We start from the raw sequence: 16,601 nt of genomic DNA on the forward strand, positions 1-16,601 counted from the left end.
GGTCGTACGGGCCCTTTTGCGTGCTCCGGGGGCGTCAGGCCTTCGCCTGCGTCGGCCGCCACAACCACGGCCGGGCGTCCGGCGAGAGGCCCGCGGCCGTCGGCCCGTGCCGGTCCGCCACCAGGGACGGCCCGTCGAGGGTGACGGGGTCGGTGGCCGGGCGGATGACGCGGCCGTCCTCCAGGAGCTGGACGCGGCCGTCGGTGCCGAGCCCGAGCAGGTGACCGCCCGCGGCCGCCACCGGGCCGTAGCCGGGGAAGTCCACGGCCGGGCCGCCCGGGCTCAGCAGCCGCGCGGAGGCGGGCGGCCGGTAGTAGAGGCGGCCGTCGGCCACGGCGATCGGGTCGGCGGGCACGGGCAGACCGGCGAGTGGGGCGGGACCGTCCGGCGTCCAGTGGTGGACCGTGTCCCGGCCGGCGGCGTACACGTGCACCTGCCCGTCGTCGGCCACGACCGCGGTGAGGCCGTCCTGGACCTGGCCGCCGCCGAGGTCCCGCCACGGCGACCAGGCGCCGCCCGTGTCCCGTACGCGGGTGCTCACGCCCTGCGCGGCATTGCGGACGAAGAGATGGACGCGGCCGTCGGGGGCGGTGACGGCCACCGGGACGCCGATGCGGCGGCCCCGGTCGGCGTCGGCGCCCTCGGGGTTGCCGAGGCTGGTCCAGGAGCCGTACCGGCCCGGCCCGCGCTGTTCCAGGGCCACGATCTCGCGGGCGTCCGTCGCGCCCCGGCCCTCGATCGCCGCGAGCCGCAGCCCCAGGAGCAGATGGCGGCCGTCGGGGAGCGCGGCGCCGCCGAGGACCGGGGCGAGGGGGCCGCCGCCGAGGTCGACGGGGGTGGTGAACTCCCCGTCCTTCTCCTCGTACCGCACGGCCCGCAGCCCGAGGACGCCGTACGCGGTGAGGGATCCGTCGCCGTCGGGGAAGAGGGTCAGGCGCGGCCCGGGATAGCGGTGGTGGGTGGCGCGGACCCAGCCCTTGCGGTTGGTCAGCGGGCGGTCGCCGCCCACGTTGTAGTCGCCGCAGCCCGACGGGTTGCCGCAGCTCCAGTCGGGGGCCGCGCCGTAGGGGACGAGATGGGCGGCCTTGGAGCCGAGCACCTGCGACGGGAGGTTCTTGGGCCAGTGGTGGTTGTAGTAGCCGCGGAAGGCGGTGACGGCGACGGCCGGCGGGCCGGACTTCGCGCCCTGCGCCCAGCGGATCAGCGCGGCCCAGGTGAAGCAGGCGACGGCGGTGTGGTCGGCGTGGTCGGAGTAGCCGGGCTGCTCGCTGTCGCGGATCTGCGTGGCCCGGTCGCTCGCCTGGATGTCCGGGTCCGGGTCGAGGGTGTGCACCAGGGTGGGCCGGTACCGCTCGAACAGGTCGACGAGAACGCCGGTCAGCGATTCGTAGTCGTACGTCTGGACCGTGCGCAGCGGTGAGCCGTCCGGCACGAGCGTGCGCAGCGACAGGCCGGGTTCGCGCCACAGCGCGGGTGCGCCCATGTGGCCCTCCGGGGTGTGCATCGCGAGGTCCAGATGGACCAACTCGACGCGGCGGCCCCGGTGTTCGAGGGAGTTCACCTCCACCTGGAACCCGCTCGGCAGGCGCAGGGCGGTGATGTCCCAGCGGGTGAAGACGGGGAGCCCGAGCTGGGTCGCGTAGGACTGGCGCAGGCCCTGGTGGCGGGCGGCGGAGTAGGCGGCCTTGTTCGGGGCGGGCTGCCGGTCGTCGGCCGTCTTGTTGCGCCCGTCGGCCTCGCCCGCGGTGACGTACACGCAGACCAGCGGGGTTCCGGTGCCGAACGCGTGCTGGGCGTCCGGGTTCATGAAGTACAGGTCGTCGTCGGGGTGGGCGAGGACCTGGAGCAGCAGGGCGCGCTCCGCCTGGGCGGCGGGCAGGCCGGAGGCGGGGGAGGGGGCGGTGAGGTGCGGCGGGGGAGCGGAGGGCGTGCGCGAACAGGCGGTGAGCGAACCGGCGGCGGCGAGGGCGGCCGCACCGCCGAGGACGACGGTACGTCTCGACATTCCTCGTTCAAGCCGCTTTTCGGGCGTCGATATCGCAGGTCGCTTCCGCACGAGGGCGCACTCCGTCCGCTGTGGAGGCAGCGGTCGGTGGTGCGCTCGCCTCTGTTCAGGTGTTCGGTGGTTCACCTGGAGAGAGGGTCGCCGGGGAGCGGAGGTTCCATGCATGTACATGTTCTGTTCACCCGAAGGGTGTGCGGCGACCCGCCCAAGGGCTCCCGCTCAGGCGGCACGGAGGACGAACGACGTCTGGACCTTCGGGAAGCCGGTCGCGCTCAGCTCCGCCAGGTACGTGCCCGAGGGCGCGCTGCCGGCGGAGGACGAGGCGCAGTCGGCGGCGCTCGGCTTCCGGTCCCACGTCACGACGCGGGTGACGGTGTCCCCGGCGGGCGCGCGAAGGAGCTGGCGGCCCTCCTCGGGGCAGTCGTCCGAGGACCACAGGGGCTGGTCCTCGCCGGCCTTGCTGAGCGCCAGTACGGCCTTGCGAGGGCCCAGGTCGATCTTGCAGTCCGCCGTGGAGCGGTTCTTCGCGGTGATCTCCATACGGGGCTGTTCGCCGGGGCCGTAGGAGTTGTGGACGCTGCGCACGGAGAGTGCCGTGGTGCCCGGGGTGCAGCCGGGCAGGGTGCTCCCGCCGGAGACGGTGGTCCTGGGCTGCGCCGGACTCTCCGAGGGCGAGGCCGAGCTCTTCGTCGGCGAGGGCGAACCCTTCGACGGTGTGGCCGCGCTCGTCGATGCGGAGGCGTCCGGCGCGGCGGAGAGCGTCGATCCGGGCCCGTGCGCGGTCGGGTCGCCGCCGTCGCGCCCGTCGGCGACCGCGGTGACGATCGCCCAGACCACGGCGCCGAGGACCCCGAGGGCGAGCAGCGTGACGAGCGCCCGGCGGCGCCACACGATGCGGCGGAAGCGGTGCCGGACCGGTTCCGGGAAAGCGGTCATCGCGGTGCGCGTGGCCGACGGCGCGGTGCTGCGGGGAGGTGCGGCGGCCGGGGGCGTGGAGCGGTCCGGGCGTGGCCGTTCCGCCGCCGGGGACGGCGGCAGGAAGCGGAGGTCCCCGGCCGGGATGTCGGTGACGACCCGCAGCGTCTGGGGCTGCCCGGCCTTGCGGTAGGCCCGGTGCAGTTCCGTGACCCGGTCCTGGACGGACTGCTGGAACTCCCTCAGGTCGAGGTCTCCGGTGCCGCGGTGGGCGGCCACGACGTCCGACACCGACCGGGAGAAGATGCTGAAGGTCTCGCCCGGACCCACCCCGGGCACCGGCTCGGCGGACGTGTCCCTGGGGCGGACGAACAGGGCGTACTGGCCCGGCGAACAGGCGTACACGAAGGCGACCTTGCGGCGCAGCGCGGCACTGGTCTTCTGCCGCCCCCACTGCCGGACACCGGCCATGCCCATGGAGCTCTGCTCGATCCCCTCACGGCAGGCGTCGATGAGGAAGACGACACGGGCCGCGGGGGTCTCGTCCAGGTGCGCACGCCAATCGATGGCCACGCACCCGGACTCGAACGGGTGGGTGTCCTCCTGGATGTCCTCCGGTACGAGGAAGTCGCGGCCCCCGGCGTGCACCCCGTGGCCGCTCAGCAGCACGAGCAGGGTGTCGTCCCGCCCGGCCCGTCGCAGGAAGCCGGTCACCTGGCCGTCCACGAAGTTCCGGGAGACCTGCTTGCCGCCCTCGCGCGCGGCCACGACCAGCACGTCGAACCCCCGGTCCCCGAGGACCGAGCCGAGGCGGGCCAGGTCCGCGGGGACGAAGGGGAGCGGGGAGACACCGGGCATCTCGTAGTCGCTCGCCCCGATGAGCAGGGCTCTGTGCCGTGCCATCACGGACCGGTCACTGCTTGAAGACCAGCGTGATGCCGTGGCCACGCTGGATCTGCGCGCTCCCGATGAACTGCACCCCGCCGCTCGCGGTCACCGAGAAGGACAGGTGCGCCTCGCGCAGCGGCAGCGGCCCGCCGCGCGCCGCGGCTTCCGCGAAGACCTCCTGCAAGGCGTCCACCGCGGCGGCGAGGTTCTTCCGCAGCGGCCCCAGCGGCACGTTCCTCAGCCGCACGTCCGGGTCGTCGTCCCGGAACAGCCCCATGGTGTCGCCGTCGTCGTCGAACTCGCGGTCGGAGTCGGCCCGGTCGTCGTGCGACACCCAGAACGGCAGTCCCGGAACACCGGACGACTCCGCGGCGGCAGAACCCATCGCTCCCCCTCGATCAGCGACAACACGTCAACTGTACGGAGCCACAGGGGAGTTCGGGGCCGCAGTGGCCGATCCGGTGTCCGGGACCGCGCCGGTCAGTGACGCGCCGCCTGGGGCTTCGCGTCGACCAGGAAGAACGCGCAGACTCCGGCGAGGAGCATCGCGCCGACCGCGTACCAGATCGCGTGGGTGTAGCCGTGGACGATGCCCGCGGCGACGACCTGGTCCTTCTTCGAGGGGTCGGTCAGGTGGCTCGCGATGTACGAGCCCGTGGCCGACGTCGCGATGGTGTTCAGCAGGGCCGTGCCGAGCGAACCGCCCACCTGCTGCGAGGTGTTGACCATCGCGGAGGTGACACCGGCGTCCTGCGGGCGCACGCCGCTCGTCGCCGTGGAGAAGACCGGCATGAACGTCAGGCCCATGCCGAGGCCGAGGATCAGCTCGGCGGGCAGCACATGGCTGACGTACGAGGAGTCGACGTCGAGCTGGGTCAGGATCAGCAGGCCGCCGGCGGCCAGGACCATGCCCGGGACCATCAGGGCGCGGGCCGGGACCTTGGGCAGCAGGCGGGCCGAGATCTGCGTCGAGCCGATGATGATCGCCACCGACATCGGCAGGAAGGCCAGGCCGGTGCGGACCGGCGAGTAGCCGAGGATGCCCTGGAGGTAGTACGTCATGAACAGGAACAGACCGAACATGCCGATCGTGGCCAGCCCCATGGTCAGGAAGCAGCCGGCCCGGTTGCGGTCCTTGAGGATGCGCAGGGGCAGCAGCGGCGACTTGGCGCGGCTCTGCCAGAAGACGAACGCGACGAGCAGCACCGCGCCGCCGATCAGCAGCGAGACCACCATCGAGTCGCCCCAGCCGCGCGGCTCGGCCTCCGAGAAGCCGTAGACGATCGCGACGAGGCCGCCGCAGCCCAGGATCACGCCGGGCACGTCGAGCTTGATGTCCTTGTGGCCCGCGCGGTCGTGCAGCAGGATCACGGCGCCGACGACGGCGACGATCGCGATCGGGATGTTCACGTACAGGCACCAGCGCCAGTTCAGGTACGAGGTGAGGATGCCGCCGAGCAGCAGGCCGACGGCGCCGCCCGCGCCCGCGAGCGCGCCGTAGATGCCGAACGCCTTGCCGCGCTCGCGCGGGTCGGTGAACGTCGTGGTCATCAGCGACAGCGCCGACGGCGCGAGGATCGCGCCGAAGACGCCCTGGAGGGCGCGGGCGCCGAACAGCATGCCGGGGCTCTGCGCGGCGCCGCCGAGCGCGGAGGCGAGCGCGAAGCCGATCAGACCGATGATGAAGGTGCGCTTGCGGCCGACGAGGTCGGCGACGCGGCCGCCGAGCAGCAGCAGACCGCCGAAGGCCAGGGTGTAGGCCGTGATGACCCACTGCCGGTTGGCGTCGGACATGCCGAGGGCCGTCTGGGCGGACGGCAGCGCGATGTTCACGATGGTCGCGTCGAGGACCACCATCAGCTGGGCCAGGGCGATGACGACCAGGCCCCACCAGCGGCGGGGGTCGGGCGCATCGGCCGCCGGGGCGCCCGGGGAGACCGGTGCCGCTCCGGCGGCGGGCGCGGATATGGAGTCGCTCATGGGCGAGGGTCGCTTCCTGTGGGGCGCGTGAAAGTGCGGGGTCTCGCCGCGCGGAGAAGGGCGGGGCGGAGTCGGCTCTGCGTGAGCCCTGATCGTCAGTATCGCTGACTATCAGAATCAGGATACGCTACGAGCATGACGGTCGACCCCTCCTCCGCGGGACCTCTGACCCACCGCCTCGGGTATCTCGTCAAGCTCGCTTTTCACCAATTGTCCGGGATGCTCGCCGAGGCGCTCGAGCCGTACGGCGTGAATCCGCGCGAGGTGGGCGTGCTGTCGGTCATCGCGACGCACGGCGAGGAGCGCTCGCAGCACGAGCTGGCGCAGCTCATCGGGGTGGACCGCACGACGATGGTCGCGGTCATCGACGCCCTGGAGGGCAAGGGGCTGGTCGAGCGCCGCCGCAGCGCGGTGGACCGCCGGCGCAACGTGGTGGCGCTGACCCCGGCCGGCGTCACCTGTCAGCGCGAGGCGGACCGGGCCCGCGTCGAGACGGAGCGGGCGTATCTGGCGCCGCTGGACGAGGAGACGGCGCGGGTGCTGACCGAGGCGCTGCGCACGCTGTACGTGGCGCACGCGGGGAGTTAGACGGCGGGTTTGACCTTCGTCACTCTCGGGGTAGTCTCTACGGCTCGATTGGCCCCGGACATGCCCCGTATGGCAGACTAGCGGGGTTGCTCGGTTGAGTGCCGATGCTGCGCGCCTCCCGCCGGGAGGACCGGAAGCGAGTCCCACAGTACTCGTCGCCCCATCTGTCGCTTGCGGCAGCGCTGGGACGGACGTACGGGAATCTTCCGGGAAGTTCAGCGCGGAGCTCCACCAGGCGCCTGGTGGGTTTCTTCCCCCAGCCTCGCGGCCTCGGGCCGCGGTTCCTGTAGCAGGGAAATCCGTACGGATATTTCTGTCAGCGAGACCGCGACACGCCCGACCGCGTGGGTCGGAGGAAGTGTGAAACAGGCCCCCCAGGAGCCAGAGCGTTACGAGAGACAGGACTACTAAGTAGCCATGGCGGGACAGAAGATCCGCATCCGGCTCAAGGCCTACGACCACGAGGTCATCGACTCCTCGGCGAAGAAGATCGTCGAGACGGTGACCCGCACTGGTGCGTCGGTCGCGGGCCCGGTGCCGCTGCCTACCGAGAAGAACGTGTACTGCGTCATCAAGTCGCCGCACAAGTACAAGGACTCGCGCGAGCACTTCGAGATGCGCACGCACAAGCGCCTGATCGACATTCTCGACCCGACCCCCAAGACCGTTGACTCTCTGATGCGACTCGACCTCCCGGCCGGTGTCGACATCGAGATCAAGCTCTAAGGGCTGGTGATCGATAATGGCTAAGCAGATCAAGGGCATCCTGGGCGAGAAGCTCGGCATGACGCAGGTGTGGGACGAGAACAACCGTGTTGTTCCGGTCACCGTCGTCAAGGCCGGCCCCAACGTCGTGACCCAGGTCCGCACGAACGACGTCGACGGCTACGAGTCCGTCCAGATCGCGTTCGGCGAGATCGACCCGCGCAAGGTGAACAAGCCCCTCAAGGGCCACTTCGCCAAGGCCGACGTCACCCCCCGTCGTCACCTCGTCGAGATCCGTACCTCGGACGCTTCCGAGTACACCCTCGGCCAGGAGATCACCGCTGAGACCTTCGAGTCCGGCATCAAGGTGGACGTGACCGGCAAGAGCAAGGGCAAGGGCTTCGCCGGTGTCATGAAGCGTCACAACTTCGCCGGTGGCAAGGCATCGCACGGTGCCCACCGCGTGCACCGCAAGCCGGGCTCGATCGGTGGCTGCGCCACCCCCGGCCGTGTGTTCAAGGGCCTCCGCATGGCGGGCCGTATGGGCAACGAGCGGGTCACCACCCAGAACCTGACCGTCCACGCCGTTGACGCGGAGAAGGGTCTGCTGCTCATCAAGGGCGCGGTTCCCGGTCCGAACGGCGGCCTCGTCCTGGTCCGCACCGCGGCCAAGGGGGCCTGAGGTAACCGATGAGCACTGTTGACATCCTTTCGCCGGCAGGCGACAAGACCGGGACGGTCGAGCTCCCCGCGGAGATCTTCGCCGTCGAGAAGATCAGCGTTCCGCTGCTTCACCAGGTCGTCGTCGCGCAGCTGGCCGCTGCCCGCCAGGGCACGCACAAGACCAAGACCCGTGGCGAAGTCCGTGGTGGTGGCAAGAAGCCTTACCGCCAGAAGGGCACCGGCCGCGCCCGTCAGGGCTCGACCCGCGCGCCGCAGTTCGCCGGTGGTGGCGTCGTGCACGGTCCCGTGCCGCGTGACTACTCGCAGCGGACCCCGAAGAAGATGAAGGCTGCCGCGCTGCGTCACGCCCTCACCGACCGGGCCCGCAACGCTCGCATCCACGTCGTCTCCGGCGTGGTCGAGGGCGAGGTCTCCACCAAGGCCGCCAAGACGCTGTTCGGCAAGATCTCGGAGCGCAAGAACCTGCTCCTGGTCGCCGACCGCGCCGACGAGGCCGCGTGGCTCTCCGCCCGCAACCTGCCCCAGGTCCACATCCTGGAGCCGGGCCAGCTGAACACGTACGACGTTCTCGTCTCGGACGACGTGGTCTTCACCCAGGCCGCTTTCGAGTCCTTCGTGTCTGGCCCCAAGGCCGCTGACACCGAAGGGAGCGAGGCCTGATGGCTACGCGTCACCCGAGCATCGCCTCGAAGGCCGCCAAGGCCGCCAAGGCCGCGCGCGTCGCCAAGGCGAAGCGCATCGCCACCGAGGGCAAGATCGCTGTCGAGCCCACGCCGCTGAGCAAGTCCTTCTCGGACCCGCGCGACGTTCTCGTCAAGCCGGTCGTCTCCGAGAAGTCGTACGCGCTTCTCGACGAGGGCAAGTACACGTTCATCGTGGCCCCCGGCGCCAACAAGACCCAGATCAAGCAGGCCGTCGAGGCGGTCTTCTCGGTCAAGGTCACCGGCGTCAACACGATCAACCGTCAGGGCAAGCGCAAGCGCACGCGCACCGGGTTCGGCAAGCGTGCCGACACCAAGCGCGCGATCGTGACCCTTGCTGAGGGCGACCGTATCGACATCTTCGGCCAGGCCTCCTAACGGAGCGCCCGGTCCGAATATCGGACGAGGACTGAGAAATGGGAATCCGCAAGTACAAGCCGACGACGCCGGGCCGCCGTGGCTCCTCCGTCGCCGACTTCGTCGAGGTCACGCGGTCCACGCCGGAGAAGTCGCTGGTCCGCCCCCTGCACAGCAAGGGCGGTCGTAACAACTCCGGTCGCGTGACCGTTCGCCACCAGGGTGGCGGACACAAGCGCGCCTACCGCGTGATCGACTTCCGTCGTCACGACAAGGACGGCGTGCCGGCGAAGGTCGCTCACATCGAGTACGACCCCAACCGCACCGCCCGTATCGCCCTCCTGCACTACGCGGACGGCGAGAAGCGCTACATCCTGGCTCCGCGCGGTCTCGCGCAGGGTGCCGTGGTGGAGAACGGCCCGGCGGCCGACATCAAGCCCGGTAACAACCTGGCGCTCCGCAACATCCCGGTCGGTACCACGATCCACGCGATCGAGCTCCGTCCCGGTGGTGGCGCCAAGTTCGCCCGCTCCGCGGGTGCCTCCGTGCAGCTGCTGGCCAAGGAGGGCGCCATGGCGCACCTCCGTATGCCGTCCGGTGAGATCCGCCTGGTCGACGTGCGCTGCCGCGCCACCGTCGGCGAGGTCGGCAACGCCGAGCAGAGCAACATCAACTGGGGCAAGGCCGGCCGCATGCGCTGGAAGGGCGTCCGCCCGACCGTGCGTGGTGTCGTCATGAACCCGGTCGACCACCCGCACGGTGGTGGTGAAGGCAAGACCTCCGGTGGTCGTCACCCGGTCTCGCCGTGGGGCAAGAAGGAGGGTCGTACTCGTGATCGCAACAAGGCGAGCAACAAGTACATCGTCCGCCGCCGCAAGTCGAACAAGAAGCGCTAGGAGCGGGTTTAGATGCCGCGCAGTCTCAAGAAGGGACCCTTCGTCGACGGCCACCTCGTAAAGAAGGTGGACGTACAGAACGAAGCCGGTACCAAGAACGTCATCAAGACCTGGTCCCGTCGCTCGATGATCATCCCCAGCATGCTGGGCCACACGATCGCGGTGCACAACGGCAAGACCCACATCCCGGTGTTCGTCACCGAGTCGATGGTCGGCCACAAGCTCGGCGAGTTCTCGCCGACGCGCACCTTCCGGGGTCACGTCAAGGACGACCGGAAGTCGAAGCGCCGCTAAGGCGGGGTGGAATCGACTATGACTAACACCGAAGGGACAACCATGGAAGCCAGGGCCCAGGCGCGGTACATCCGCGTCACGCCCATGAAGGCCCGCCGCGTGGTGGACCTCATCCGTGGCATGGATGCCACGGAGGCTCAGGCGGTCCTGCGTTTCGCCCCGCAGGCCGCGAGCGTGCCGGTCGGCAAGGTGCTGGACAGCGCCATTGCCAACGCCGCGCACAACTACGACCACCCGGACGCTTCGTCGCTGTTCATCAGCGAGGCGTTCGTCGATGAGGGCCCGACCCTGAAGCGGTTCCGTCCGCGTGCCCAGGGACGTGCCTACCGGATCCGCAAGCGGACCTCCCACATCACCGTGGTCGTCAGCAGCAAGGAAGGAACCCGGTAATGGGCCAGAAGGTAAACCCGCACGGGTTCCGGCTCGGTGTCACGACCGACTTCAAGTCGCGTTGGTACGCCGACAAGCTGTACAAGGACTACGTCAAGGAAGACGTCGCCATCCGTCGGATGATGACGTCCGGCATGGAGCGCGCCGGCATCTCGAAGGTGGAGATCGAGCGCACCCGTGACCGCGTGCGTGTGGACATCCACACCGCTCGTCCCGGCATCGTCATCGGCCGCCGTGGCGCCGAGGCCGACCGCATCCGCGGTGACCTCGAGAAGCTCACGGGCAAGCAGGTCCAGCTGAACATCCTCGAGGTCAAGAACCCCGAGACGGACGCTCAGCTCGTGGCCCAGGCCGTCGCGGAGCAGCTGTCCTCCCGCGTCTCCTTCCGTCGTGCCATGCGCAAGAGCATGCAGTCGGCGATGAAGGCGGGCGCCAAGGGCATCAAGATCCAGTGTGGCGGTCGTCTCGGCGGTGCCGAGATGTCCCGTTCGGAGTTCTACCGCGAGGGCCGTGTGCCCCTGCACACGCTCCGCGCCAACGTGGACTACGGCTTCTTCGAGGCCAAGACGACCTTCGGCCGCATCGGCGTGAAGGTCTGGATCTACAAGGGCGACGTCAAGAACATCGCCGAGGTTCGCGCCGAGAACGCCGCTGCCCGCGCCGGCAACCGCCCGGCCCGTGGTGGCAACGACCGCCCGGCCGGCCGTGGTGGCCGCGGTGGCGAGCGTGGCGGTCGCGGTCGCAAGCCGCAGCAGCAGACGGCTCCGGCCGCCGAGGCCCCCAAGGCCGACGCGCCCGCCGCTGCCGCTCCGGCTGAGAGCACCGGAACGGAGGCCTGACCGAAATGCTGATCCCCCGTAGGGTCAAGCACCGCAAGCAGCACCACCCGAAGCGCAGCGGTATGTCCAAGGGTGGCACGCAGGTTGCGTTCGGTGAGTACGGCATTCAGGCCCTCACCCCGGCGTACGTGACGAACCGTCAGATCGAGGCCGCTCGTATCGCCATGACGCGTCACATCAAGCGTGGCGGCAAGGTCTGGATCAACATTTACCCGGACCGTCCCCTCACCAAGAAGCCCGCCGAGACCCGCATGGGTTCCGGTAAGGGTTCGCCGGAGTGGTGGATCGCCAACGTCAAGCCCGGACGCGTCATGTTCGAGCTGTCGTACCCCAACGAGAAGATCGCGCGTGAAGCCCTGACTCGTGCGGCCCACAAGCTGCCGATGAAGTGCAAGATCGTTAAGCGCGAAGCAGGTGAGGCGTGATGTCGGCCGGGACCAAGGCGTCCGAGCTGCGCGAGCTGGGCAACGAGGAGCTTCTCGCGAAGCTCCGCGAGGCCAAGGAAGAGCTGTTCAACCTCCGCTTCCAGGCGGCGACCGGTCAGCTCGAGAACCACGGCCGGCTCAAGGCCGTCCGCAAGGACATCGCGCGGATCTACACCCTCATGCGTGAGCGCGAGCTGGGCATCGAGACGGTGGAGAGCGCCTGATGAGCGAGAAGACTGTGACTGAAGAGACTGCCGCCCGCGGCTTCCGCAAGACCCGTGAGGGTCTGGTCGTCAGCGACAAGATGGACAAGACCGTCGTCGTCGCTGTCGAGGACCGCGTCAAGCACGCGCTGTACGGCAAGGTCATCCGCCGTACGAACAAGCTCAAGGCGCACGACGAGCAGAACGCCGCCGGCGTCGGCGACCGCGTCCTCCTCATGGAGACCCGGCCGCTGTCTGCGACGAAGCGCTGGCGCGTCGTCGAGATCCTCGAGAAGGCCAAGTAATTCTCTGAGGGGTTTCCCTCAGGGTTCGTTCCGCCAGGCTCCCGGGGCAGTTCGCTGAACTGCCCCGGGGGAACCGGCAGACAAACAGGAGATAGACGTGATCCAGCAGGAGTCGCGACTTCGCGTCGCCGACAACACGGGTGCGAAGGAAATCCTCACCATCCGTGTTCTCGGTGGCTCGGGTCGCCGCTACGCGGGCATCGGTGACGTCATCGTCGCCACCGTCAAGGACGCGATCCCCGGTGGCAACGTGAAGAAGGGTGACGTCGTCAAGGCGGTCATCGTTCGCACCGTCAAGGAGCGCCGCCGTCCGGACGGCTCGTACATCCGCTTCGACGAGAACGCCGCCGTCATTCTGAAGAACGACGGCGACCCTCGCGGCACCCGTATCTTCGGCCCGGTGGGCCGTGAGCTGCGCGAGAAGAAGTTCATGAAGATCATCTCGCTCGCGCCGGAGGTGCTGTAAGCATGAAGATCAAGAAGGGCGACCTGGTCCAGGTCATCACCGGTAAGGACAAGGGCAAGCAGGGCAAGGTCATTGCCGCTTACCCGCGCGACGAGCGCGTCCTGGTCGAGGGTGTCAACCGGGTCAAGAAGCACACCAAGGCCGGCCCCACCGCCTCCGGCTCGCAGGCCGGCGGCATCGTCACCACCGAGGCCCCCGTCCACGTCTCCAACGTCCAGCTGGTCGTGGAGAAGGACGGCAACAAGGTCGTGACGCGCGTCGGTTACCGCTTCGACGACGAAGGCAACAAGATCCGCGTTGCCAAGCGGACGGGTGAGGACATCTGATGACGACCACCACTTCCCCGCGTCTGAAGCAGAAGTACCGCGACGAGATCAAGGGCAAGCTGCAGGACGAGTTCTCGTACGAGAACGTCATGCAGATCCCCGGCCTGGTCAAGATCGTGGTCAACATGGGTGTCGGTGACGCTGCGCGTGACTCGAAGCTCATGGACGGTGCTGTCCGCGACCTGACCACCATCACGGGTCAGAAGCCGGCCATCACCAAGGCCCGCAAGTCCATCGCGCAGTTCAAGCTGCGTGAGGGCCAGCCGATCGGTGCCCACGTCACGCTTCGTGGCGACCGCATGTGGGAGTTCCTGGACCGCACCCTGTCGCTCGCGCTCCCGCGCATCCGCGACTTCCGTGGTCTGTCCCCCAAGCAGTTCGACGGCCGTGGCAACTACACCTTCGGTCTCACCGAGCAGGTCATGTTCCACGAGATCGACCAGGACAAGATCGACCGCGTCCGGGGTATGGACATCACCGTGGTCACCACGGCGACCAACGACGCTGAGGGCCGCGCGCTCCTTCGTCACCTCGGCTTCCCGTTCAAGGAGGCGTAAGCGAGATGGCGAAGAAGGCTCTCATCGCGAAGGCTGCCCGCAAGCCCAAGTTCGGCGTGCGTGCGTACACCCGCTGCCAGCGCTGCGGTCGTCCGCACTCCGTCTACCGCAAGTTCGGCCTGTGCCGCGTGTGCCTTCGTGAGATGGCTCACCGTGGCGAGCTGCCGGGCGTGACCAAGAGCTCCTGGTAATCCCCTAGTTGGGATTATTTGGATCTCTCGGTAAGTAAAGGGTCGGCAGTGGCCCCCGCTCTCATGGCTTAGGCTGGGAGGGTTGGGCGCTTCTGCCGCCCTGACCGACTTACTACGCCGTAGGTCCCCGCGCCGCACCCGTCCCGCCCCTGTGTGGGGAGAGGGATGGCGCATACAGGAAACCCCGGCGAGAGAGGCCGAAGGCCAATTCATGACCATGACTGATCCGATCGCAGACATGCTTACGCGTCTGCGGAACGCGAACTCGGCGTACCACGACACCGTGGCTATGCCGCACAGCAAGATCAAGTCGCACATCGCCGAGATCCTCCAGCAGGAGGGTTTCATCACCGGCTGGAAGGTCGAGGACGCCGAGGTCGGCAAGAACCTCGTCCTCGAGCTGAAGTTCGGCCCGAACCGTGAGCGTTCGATCGCCGGCATCAAGCGCATCTCCAAGCCGGGTCTGCGCGTTTACGCGAAGTCCACCAACCTGCCGAAGGTCCTCGGTGGCCTGGGCGTGGCGATCATCTCCACGTCGCACGGTCTCCTGACCGGCCAGCAGGCAGGCAAGAAGGGCGTGGGTGGGGAAGTCCTCGCCTACGTCTGGTAGCGGAAGGGAACAGGAGGAAACAGCTATGTCGCGTATTGGCAAGCTCCCCATCACGGTTCCCGCCGGCGTGGACGTCACCATCGACGGCCAGACGGTCACGGTCAAGGGCTCCAAGGGAACCCTGACGCACACCGTCGTGGCGCCGATCGAGATCGCCAAGGGCGAGGACGGCGTCCTGAACGTCACCCGCCCCAACGACGAGCGTCAGAACAAGGCCCTGCACGGCCTGTCCCGCACGCTGGTGGCGAACATGATCACCGGCGTGACCACGGGTTACGTGAAGAAGCTCGAGATCAGCGGTGTCGGTTACCGCGTCCTGGCGAAGGGCTCCAACCTGGAGTTCTCGCTCGGCTACAGCCACTCGATCACGGTCGAGGCGCCCGAGGGCATCTCGTTCAAGGTCGAGTCGCCGACCAAGTTCTCGGTCGAGGGCATCGACAAGCAGAAGGTCGGCGAGGTTGCGGCCAACATCCGCAAGCTGCGCAAGCCCGACCCGTACAAGGCCAAGGGCGTCAAGTACGAAGGCGAAGTCATCCGCCGCAAGGTCGGAAAGGCGGGTAAGTAAGCCATGGCATACGGTCAGAAGATCGCTAAGGGCGACGCTTACAAGCGTGCGGCTATCAAGCGCCGCCACATCCGTATCCGTAAGCACATCTCGGGTACGGCCGAGCGTCCGCGCCTGGTCGTGACGCGCTCGAACCGCAACATCGTGGCCCAGGTCATCGACGACGTTAAGGGTCACACCCTCGCGTCCGCGTCGACCCTGGACACCTCGATCCGCGGTGGCGAGGGCGACAAGTCCGCGCAGGCCAAGTCGGTCGGCGCCCTGGTCGCCGAGCGCGCCAAGGCCGCCGGTGTCGAGGCTGTCGTGTTCGACCGTGGTGGTAACCAGTACGCCGGGCGCATCGCTGCCCTGGCGGACGCCGCCCGCGAAGCCGGCCTGAAGTTCTGAGCCGGTTCCGTAGCTAGCGGAAACAGAGAGAGGTAATTCCAATGGCTGGACCCCAGCGCCGCGGTGGCGGTGCCGGTGGCGGCGAGCGGCGGGACCGGAAGGGTCGCGACGGTGGCGCTGCTGCCGCCGAGAAGACCGCGTACGTTGAGCGCGTTGTCGCGATCAACCGCGTCGCCAAGGTTGTGAAGGGTGGTCGTCGCTTCAGCTTCACCGCGCTGGTCGTGGTGGGCGACGGTGACGGCACCGTGGGTGTCGGTTACGGCAAGGCCAAGGAGGTGCCGGCCGCCATCGCCAAGGGTGTTGAGGAGGCCAAGAAGCACTTCTTCAAGGTCCCCCGTATCCAGGGCACCATCCCGCACCCGATCCAGGGTGAGAAGGCTGCCGGCGTCGTGCTGCTCAAGCCCGCGTCCCCGGGTACCGGTGTTATCGCCGGTGGTCCGGTGCGCGCCGTGCTCGAGTGCGCCGGCGTTCACGACATCCTGTCGAAGTCCCTGGGCTCCGACAACGCGATCAACATCGTGCACGCGACCGTGGAGGCCCTCCGTGGCCTGCAGCGCCCCGAGGAGATCGCGGCCCGCCGTGGTCTGCCCCTCGAGGACGTCGCCCCCGCGGCTCTGCTCCGTGCGCGTGCCGGGGCTGGTGCGTAATGGCGCAGCTCAAGATCACGCAGGTGAAGTCGTACATCGGCAGCAAGCAGAACCACCGTGACACCCTGCGTTCCCTTGGTCTCAAGGGCATCAACACGCAGGTCGTCAAGGAGGACCGCCCCGAGTTCCGCGGCATGGTGCACACCGTCCGCCACCTCGTGACGGTTGAGGAGGTCTGATCATGGCGGAGAACAACCCGCTGAAGATCCACAACCTCCGTCCGGCCCCCGGTGCCAAGACCGCGAAGACCCGTGTCGGTCGTGGTGAGGCGTCGAAGGGTAAGACGGCCGGTCGTGGTACCAAGGGCACGAAGGCCCGTTACCAGGTTCCGGAGCGCTTCGAGGGTGGCCAGATGCCCCTCCACATGCGTCTCCCGAAGCTGAAGGGCTTCAAGAACCCCTTCAAGGTCGAGTTCCAGGTCGTGAACCTGGACAAGCTCGCCTCGCTGTACCCCGAGGGTGGCGAAGTCACCGTCGAGGGTCTGGTGGAGAAGGGTGCTGTCCGCAAGAACAGCCTCGTCAAGGTCCTCGGCCAGGGCGAGATCACCGTGGCGCTGCAGGTGACGGTCGACGCCGTCTCCGGCTCCGCCAAGGAGAAGATCACCGCCGCCGGCGGTACGGTCACCGAGCTCGTCTGAGTCCATCGGACGACGTCTCGATGACGTGAACGATCCCGAC

General features: G+C 68.6%; 26 protein-coding genes. 22 read left to right on the forward strand and 4 right to left on the reverse strand.

Translation table 11 applies throughout. The annotated features are described in order from the left end of the window. Window positions 1-34: 34 nt before the first annotated feature. The 4 genes from ABII15_RS22885 to ABII15_RS22900 all read right to left on the reverse strand — a co-directional run bounded on the left by ABII15_RS22885 (window position 35) and on the right by ABII15_RS22900 (window position 5,788). On the reverse strand, window positions 35-2,005 hold the full coding sequence (locus tag ABII15_RS22885) for a PIG-L family deacetylase (RefSeq protein WP_353944181.1): 1,971 nt from the start codon (window positions 2,003-2,005) through the stop codon (window positions 35-37). A 219-nt stretch (window positions 2,006-2,224) separates the two neighbouring features. Continuing rightward, entirely contained in the window at window positions 2,225-3,823 is a 1,599-nt protein-coding gene (locus ABII15_RS22890) for a caspase family protein (RefSeq protein ID WP_353944182.1), read from the reverse strand. A gap of 10 nt (window positions 3,824-3,833) precedes the next feature. Continuing rightward, on the reverse strand, window positions 3,834-4,193 hold the full coding sequence (locus ABII15_RS22895; RefSeq protein ID WP_353944183.1) for a hypothetical protein: 360 nt from the start codon (window positions 4,191-4,193) through the stop codon (window positions 3,834-3,836). A gap of 95 nt (window positions 4,194-4,288) precedes the next feature. Beyond that, the gene (locus ABII15_RS22900; protein ID WP_353944184.1) at window positions 4,289-5,788 is read right to left on the reverse strand and encodes an MFS transporter; all 1,500 of its coding nucleotides are present in this window, start codon (window positions 5,786-5,788) and stop codon (window positions 4,289-4,291) included. Between the two features lie 135 nt (window positions 5,789-5,923). Between ABII15_RS22900 and ABII15_RS22905 the strand changes: the two genes are divergently transcribed. The 22 genes from ABII15_RS22905 (at window position 5,924) to rplO (ending at window position 16,561) form a co-directional block, all read left to right on the forward strand. Continuing rightward, a complete protein-coding gene (locus ABII15_RS22905) occupies window positions 5,924-6,376 on the forward strand; it encodes a MarR family transcriptional regulator (RefSeq protein ID WP_353944185.1) in 453 nt (150 codons plus the stop codon). A gap of 417 nt (window positions 6,377-6,793) precedes the next feature. Further along, entirely contained in the window at window positions 6,794-7,102 is a 309-nt protein-coding gene (gene rpsJ / locus ABII15_RS22910) for a 30S ribosomal protein S10 (RefSeq protein WP_003948644.1), read from the forward strand. Window positions 7,103-7,118: 16 nt separating this feature from the next. Then, window positions 7,119-7,763: a 50S ribosomal protein L3 gene (rplC, locus tag ABII15_RS22915; RefSeq protein WP_111663844.1), complete on the forward strand. Its 645-nt coding sequence runs from the start codon at window positions 7,119-7,121 to the stop codon at window positions 7,761-7,763. 8 nt (window positions 7,764-7,771) lie between these two features. Next, entirely contained in the window at window positions 7,772-8,425 is a 654-nt protein-coding gene (gene rplD / locus ABII15_RS22920; protein WP_351458236.1) for a 50S ribosomal protein L4, read from the forward strand. After that, the gene (gene rplW, locus ABII15_RS22925) at window positions 8,425-8,844 is read left to right on the forward strand and encodes a 50S ribosomal protein L23 (RefSeq protein WP_111663846.1); all 420 of its coding nucleotides are present in this window, start codon (window positions 8,425-8,427) and stop codon (window positions 8,842-8,844) included. The genes rplD and rplW overlap by 1 nt, the downstream gene beginning before the upstream one ends. 38 nt (window positions 8,845-8,882) lie before the next feature. Then, window positions 8,883-9,719, forward strand: coding sequence for a 50S ribosomal protein L2 (gene rplB / locus ABII15_RS22930; RefSeq protein ID WP_111663847.1), 837 nt, complete (start codon window positions 8,883-8,885; stop codon window positions 9,717-9,719). A gap of 12 nt (window positions 9,720-9,731) precedes the next feature. Beyond that, window positions 9,732-10,013, forward strand: a complete 282-nt coding sequence (gene rpsS, locus ABII15_RS22935) for a 30S ribosomal protein S19 (RefSeq protein ID WP_111663848.1) — start codon at window positions 9,732-9,734, stop codon at window positions 10,011-10,013. Window positions 10,014-10,055: 42 nt separating this feature from the next. Next, entirely contained in the window at window positions 10,056-10,403 is a 348-nt protein-coding gene (rplV, locus tag ABII15_RS22940; RefSeq protein WP_111663849.1) for a 50S ribosomal protein L22, read from the forward strand. Next, window positions 10,403-11,242, forward strand: a complete 840-nt coding sequence (rpsC, locus tag ABII15_RS22945) for a 30S ribosomal protein S3 (protein ID WP_111663850.1) — start codon at window positions 10,403-10,405, stop codon at window positions 11,240-11,242. Before rplV ends, rpsC begins: the two co-directional genes overlap by 1 nt. 5 nt (window positions 11,243-11,247) lie before the next feature. Beyond that, window positions 11,248-11,667 (forward strand): 50S ribosomal protein L16, encoded by a 420-nt coding sequence (rplP, locus tag ABII15_RS22950; RefSeq protein WP_055553500.1) that lies wholly within the window; start codon window positions 11,248-11,250, stop codon window positions 11,665-11,667. Further along, complete coding sequence (gene rpmC / locus ABII15_RS22955) at window positions 11,667-11,891, forward strand: 50S ribosomal protein L29 (RefSeq protein ID WP_003974259.1); 225 nt, start codon at window positions 11,667-11,669, stop codon at window positions 11,889-11,891. Before rplP ends, rpmC begins: the two co-directional genes overlap by 1 nt. Further along, entirely contained in the window at window positions 11,891-12,175 is a 285-nt protein-coding gene (rpsQ, locus tag ABII15_RS22960) for a 30S ribosomal protein S17 (protein ID WP_111663851.1), read from the forward strand. Before rpmC ends, rpsQ begins: the two co-directional genes overlap by 1 nt. Window positions 12,176-12,272: 97 nt before the next feature. Next, on the forward strand, window positions 12,273-12,641 hold the full coding sequence (gene rplN / locus ABII15_RS22965; RefSeq protein ID WP_003974257.1) for a 50S ribosomal protein L14: 369 nt from the start codon (window positions 12,273-12,275) through the stop codon (window positions 12,639-12,641). Between the two features lie 2 nt (window positions 12,642-12,643). Continuing rightward, window positions 12,644-12,967 (forward strand): 50S ribosomal protein L24, encoded by a 324-nt coding sequence (rplX, locus tag ABII15_RS22970; RefSeq protein ID WP_016645174.1) that lies wholly within the window; start codon window positions 12,644-12,646, stop codon window positions 12,965-12,967. Then, window positions 12,967-13,524, forward strand: coding sequence for a 50S ribosomal protein L5 (rplE, locus tag ABII15_RS22975; protein WP_018528359.1), 558 nt, complete (start codon window positions 12,967-12,969; stop codon window positions 13,522-13,524). The genes rplX and rplE overlap by 1 nt, the downstream gene beginning before the upstream one ends. A 5-nt stretch (window positions 13,525-13,529) precedes the next feature. Continuing rightward, on the forward strand, window positions 13,530-13,715 hold the full coding sequence (locus ABII15_RS22980) for a type Z 30S ribosomal protein S14 (RefSeq protein ID WP_003956452.1): 186 nt from the start codon (window positions 13,530-13,532) through the stop codon (window positions 13,713-13,715). 211 nt (window positions 13,716-13,926) lie between these two features. Further along, window positions 13,927-14,325 carry a 30S ribosomal protein S8 gene (gene rpsH, locus ABII15_RS22985; RefSeq protein WP_018528360.1) on the forward strand — a complete coding sequence of 133 codons (399 nt, stop codon included), beginning with the start codon at window positions 13,927-13,929 and terminating at the stop codon, window positions 14,323-14,325. A 25-nt stretch (window positions 14,326-14,350) separates the two neighbouring features. Further along, window positions 14,351-14,890, forward strand: a complete 540-nt coding sequence (rplF, locus tag ABII15_RS22990) for a 50S ribosomal protein L6 (RefSeq protein ID WP_351458220.1) — start codon at window positions 14,351-14,353, stop codon at window positions 14,888-14,890. A 3-nt stretch (window positions 14,891-14,893) separates the two neighbouring features. Then, entirely contained in the window at window positions 14,894-15,277 is a 384-nt protein-coding gene (rplR, locus tag ABII15_RS22995; protein ID WP_018528362.1) for a 50S ribosomal protein L18, read from the forward strand. A 41-nt stretch (window positions 15,278-15,318) separates the two neighbouring features. Further along, on the forward strand, window positions 15,319-15,924 hold the full coding sequence (gene rpsE, locus ABII15_RS23000) for a 30S ribosomal protein S5 (RefSeq protein WP_111663853.1): 606 nt from the start codon (window positions 15,319-15,321) through the stop codon (window positions 15,922-15,924). Then, the gene (gene rpmD, locus ABII15_RS23005) at window positions 15,924-16,103 is read left to right on the forward strand and encodes a 50S ribosomal protein L30 (protein ID WP_052580766.1); all 180 of its coding nucleotides are present in this window, start codon (window positions 15,924-15,926) and stop codon (window positions 16,101-16,103) included. The genes rpsE and rpmD overlap by 1 nt, the downstream gene beginning before the upstream one ends. A gap of 2 nt (window positions 16,104-16,105) precedes the next feature. Beyond that, window positions 16,106-16,561, forward strand: a complete 456-nt coding sequence (rplO, locus tag ABII15_RS23010) for a 50S ribosomal protein L15 (RefSeq protein ID WP_111663854.1) — start codon at window positions 16,106-16,108, stop codon at window positions 16,559-16,561. Window positions 16,562-16,601 lie beyond the last annotated feature (40 nt).

The sequence above is a fragment of the Streptomyces sp. HUAS MG91 genome, assembly GCF_040529335.1.
Lineage (GTDB): Bacteria > Actinomycetota > Actinomycetes > Streptomycetales > Streptomycetaceae > Streptomyces > Streptomyces tabacisoli.

Excerpts from the sequence above, each read along its gene's own strand:
- ABII15_RS22905 (WP_353944185.1), top strand. The coding sequence starts at position 5,924 with ATGACGGTCGACCCCTCCTCCGCGGGACCTCTGACCCACCGCCTCGGG.
- rplB (WP_111663847.1), top strand. The coding sequence starts at position 8,883 with ATGGGAATCCGCAAGTACAAGCCGACGACGCCGGGCCGCCGTGGCTCC.
- ABII15_RS22980 (WP_003956452.1), top strand. The coding sequence starts at position 13,530 with ATGGCGAAGAAGGCTCTCATCGCGAAGGCTGCCCGCAAGCCCAAGTTC.
- rpsE (WP_111663853.1), top strand. The coding sequence starts at position 15,319 with ATGGCTGGACCCCAGCGCCGCGGTGGCGGTGCCGGTGGCGGCGAGCGG.
- rplF (WP_351458220.1), top strand. The coding sequence starts at position 14,351 with ATGTCGCGTATTGGCAAGCTCCCCATCACGGTTCCCGCCGGCGTGGAC.
- rpsH (WP_018528360.1), top strand. The coding sequence starts at position 13,927 with ATGACCATGACTGATCCGATCGCAGACATGCTTACGCGTCTGCGGAAC.
- rplD (WP_351458236.1), top strand. The coding sequence starts at position 7,772 with ATGAGCACTGTTGACATCCTTTCGCCGGCAGGCGACAAGACCGGGACG.
- rpmC (WP_003974259.1), top strand. The coding sequence starts at position 11,667 with ATGTCGGCCGGGACCAAGGCGTCCGAGCTGCGCGAGCTGGGCAACGAG.
- rplR (WP_018528362.1), top strand. The coding sequence starts at position 14,894 with ATGGCATACGGTCAGAAGATCGCTAAGGGCGACGCTTACAAGCGTGCG.
- rpsC (WP_111663850.1), top strand. The coding sequence starts at position 10,403 with ATGGGCCAGAAGGTAAACCCGCACGGGTTCCGGCTCGGTGTCACGACC.
- ABII15_RS22890 (WP_353944182.1), bottom strand. The coding sequence starts at position 3,823 with ATGGCACGGCACAGAGCCCTGCTCATCGGGGCGAGCGACTACGAGATG.
- rplV (WP_111663849.1), top strand. The coding sequence starts at position 10,056 with ATGGAAGCCAGGGCCCAGGCGCGGTACATCCGCGTCACGCCCATGAAG.
- ABII15_RS22885 (WP_353944181.1), bottom strand. The coding sequence starts at position 2,005 with ATGTCGAGACGTACCGTCGTCCTCGGCGGTGCGGCCGCCCTCGCCGCC.
- rplE (WP_018528359.1), top strand. The coding sequence starts at position 12,967 with ATGACGACCACCACTTCCCCGCGTCTGAAGCAGAAGTACCGCGACGAG.
- rplP (WP_055553500.1), top strand. The coding sequence starts at position 11,248 with ATGCTGATCCCCCGTAGGGTCAAGCACCGCAAGCAGCACCACCCGAAG.
- ABII15_RS22900 (WP_353944184.1), bottom strand. The coding sequence starts at position 5,788 with ATGAGCGACTCCATATCCGCGCCCGCCGCCGGAGCGGCACCGGTCTCC.
- rplC (WP_111663844.1), top strand. The coding sequence starts at position 7,119 with ATGGCTAAGCAGATCAAGGGCATCCTGGGCGAGAAGCTCGGCATGACG.
- rpmD (WP_052580766.1), top strand. The coding sequence starts at position 15,924 with ATGGCGCAGCTCAAGATCACGCAGGTGAAGTCGTACATCGGCAGCAAG.
- rplO (WP_111663854.1), top strand. The coding sequence starts at position 16,106 with ATGGCGGAGAACAACCCGCTGAAGATCCACAACCTCCGTCCGGCCCCC.
- rplW (WP_111663846.1), top strand. The coding sequence starts at position 8,425 with ATGGCTACGCGTCACCCGAGCATCGCCTCGAAGGCCGCCAAGGCCGCC.
- rpsJ (WP_003948644.1), top strand. The coding sequence starts at position 6,794 with ATGGCGGGACAGAAGATCCGCATCCGGCTCAAGGCCTACGACCACGAG.
- rpsS (WP_111663848.1), top strand. The coding sequence starts at position 9,732 with ATGCCGCGCAGTCTCAAGAAGGGACCCTTCGTCGACGGCCACCTCGTA.
- ABII15_RS22895 (WP_353944183.1), bottom strand. The coding sequence starts at position 4,193 with ATGGGTTCTGCCGCCGCGGAGTCGTCCGGTGTTCCGGGACTGCCGTTC.
- rpsQ (WP_111663851.1), top strand. The coding sequence starts at position 11,891 with ATGAGCGAGAAGACTGTGACTGAAGAGACTGCCGCCCGCGGCTTCCGC.
- rplX (WP_016645174.1), top strand. The coding sequence starts at position 12,644 with ATGAAGATCAAGAAGGGCGACCTGGTCCAGGTCATCACCGGTAAGGAC.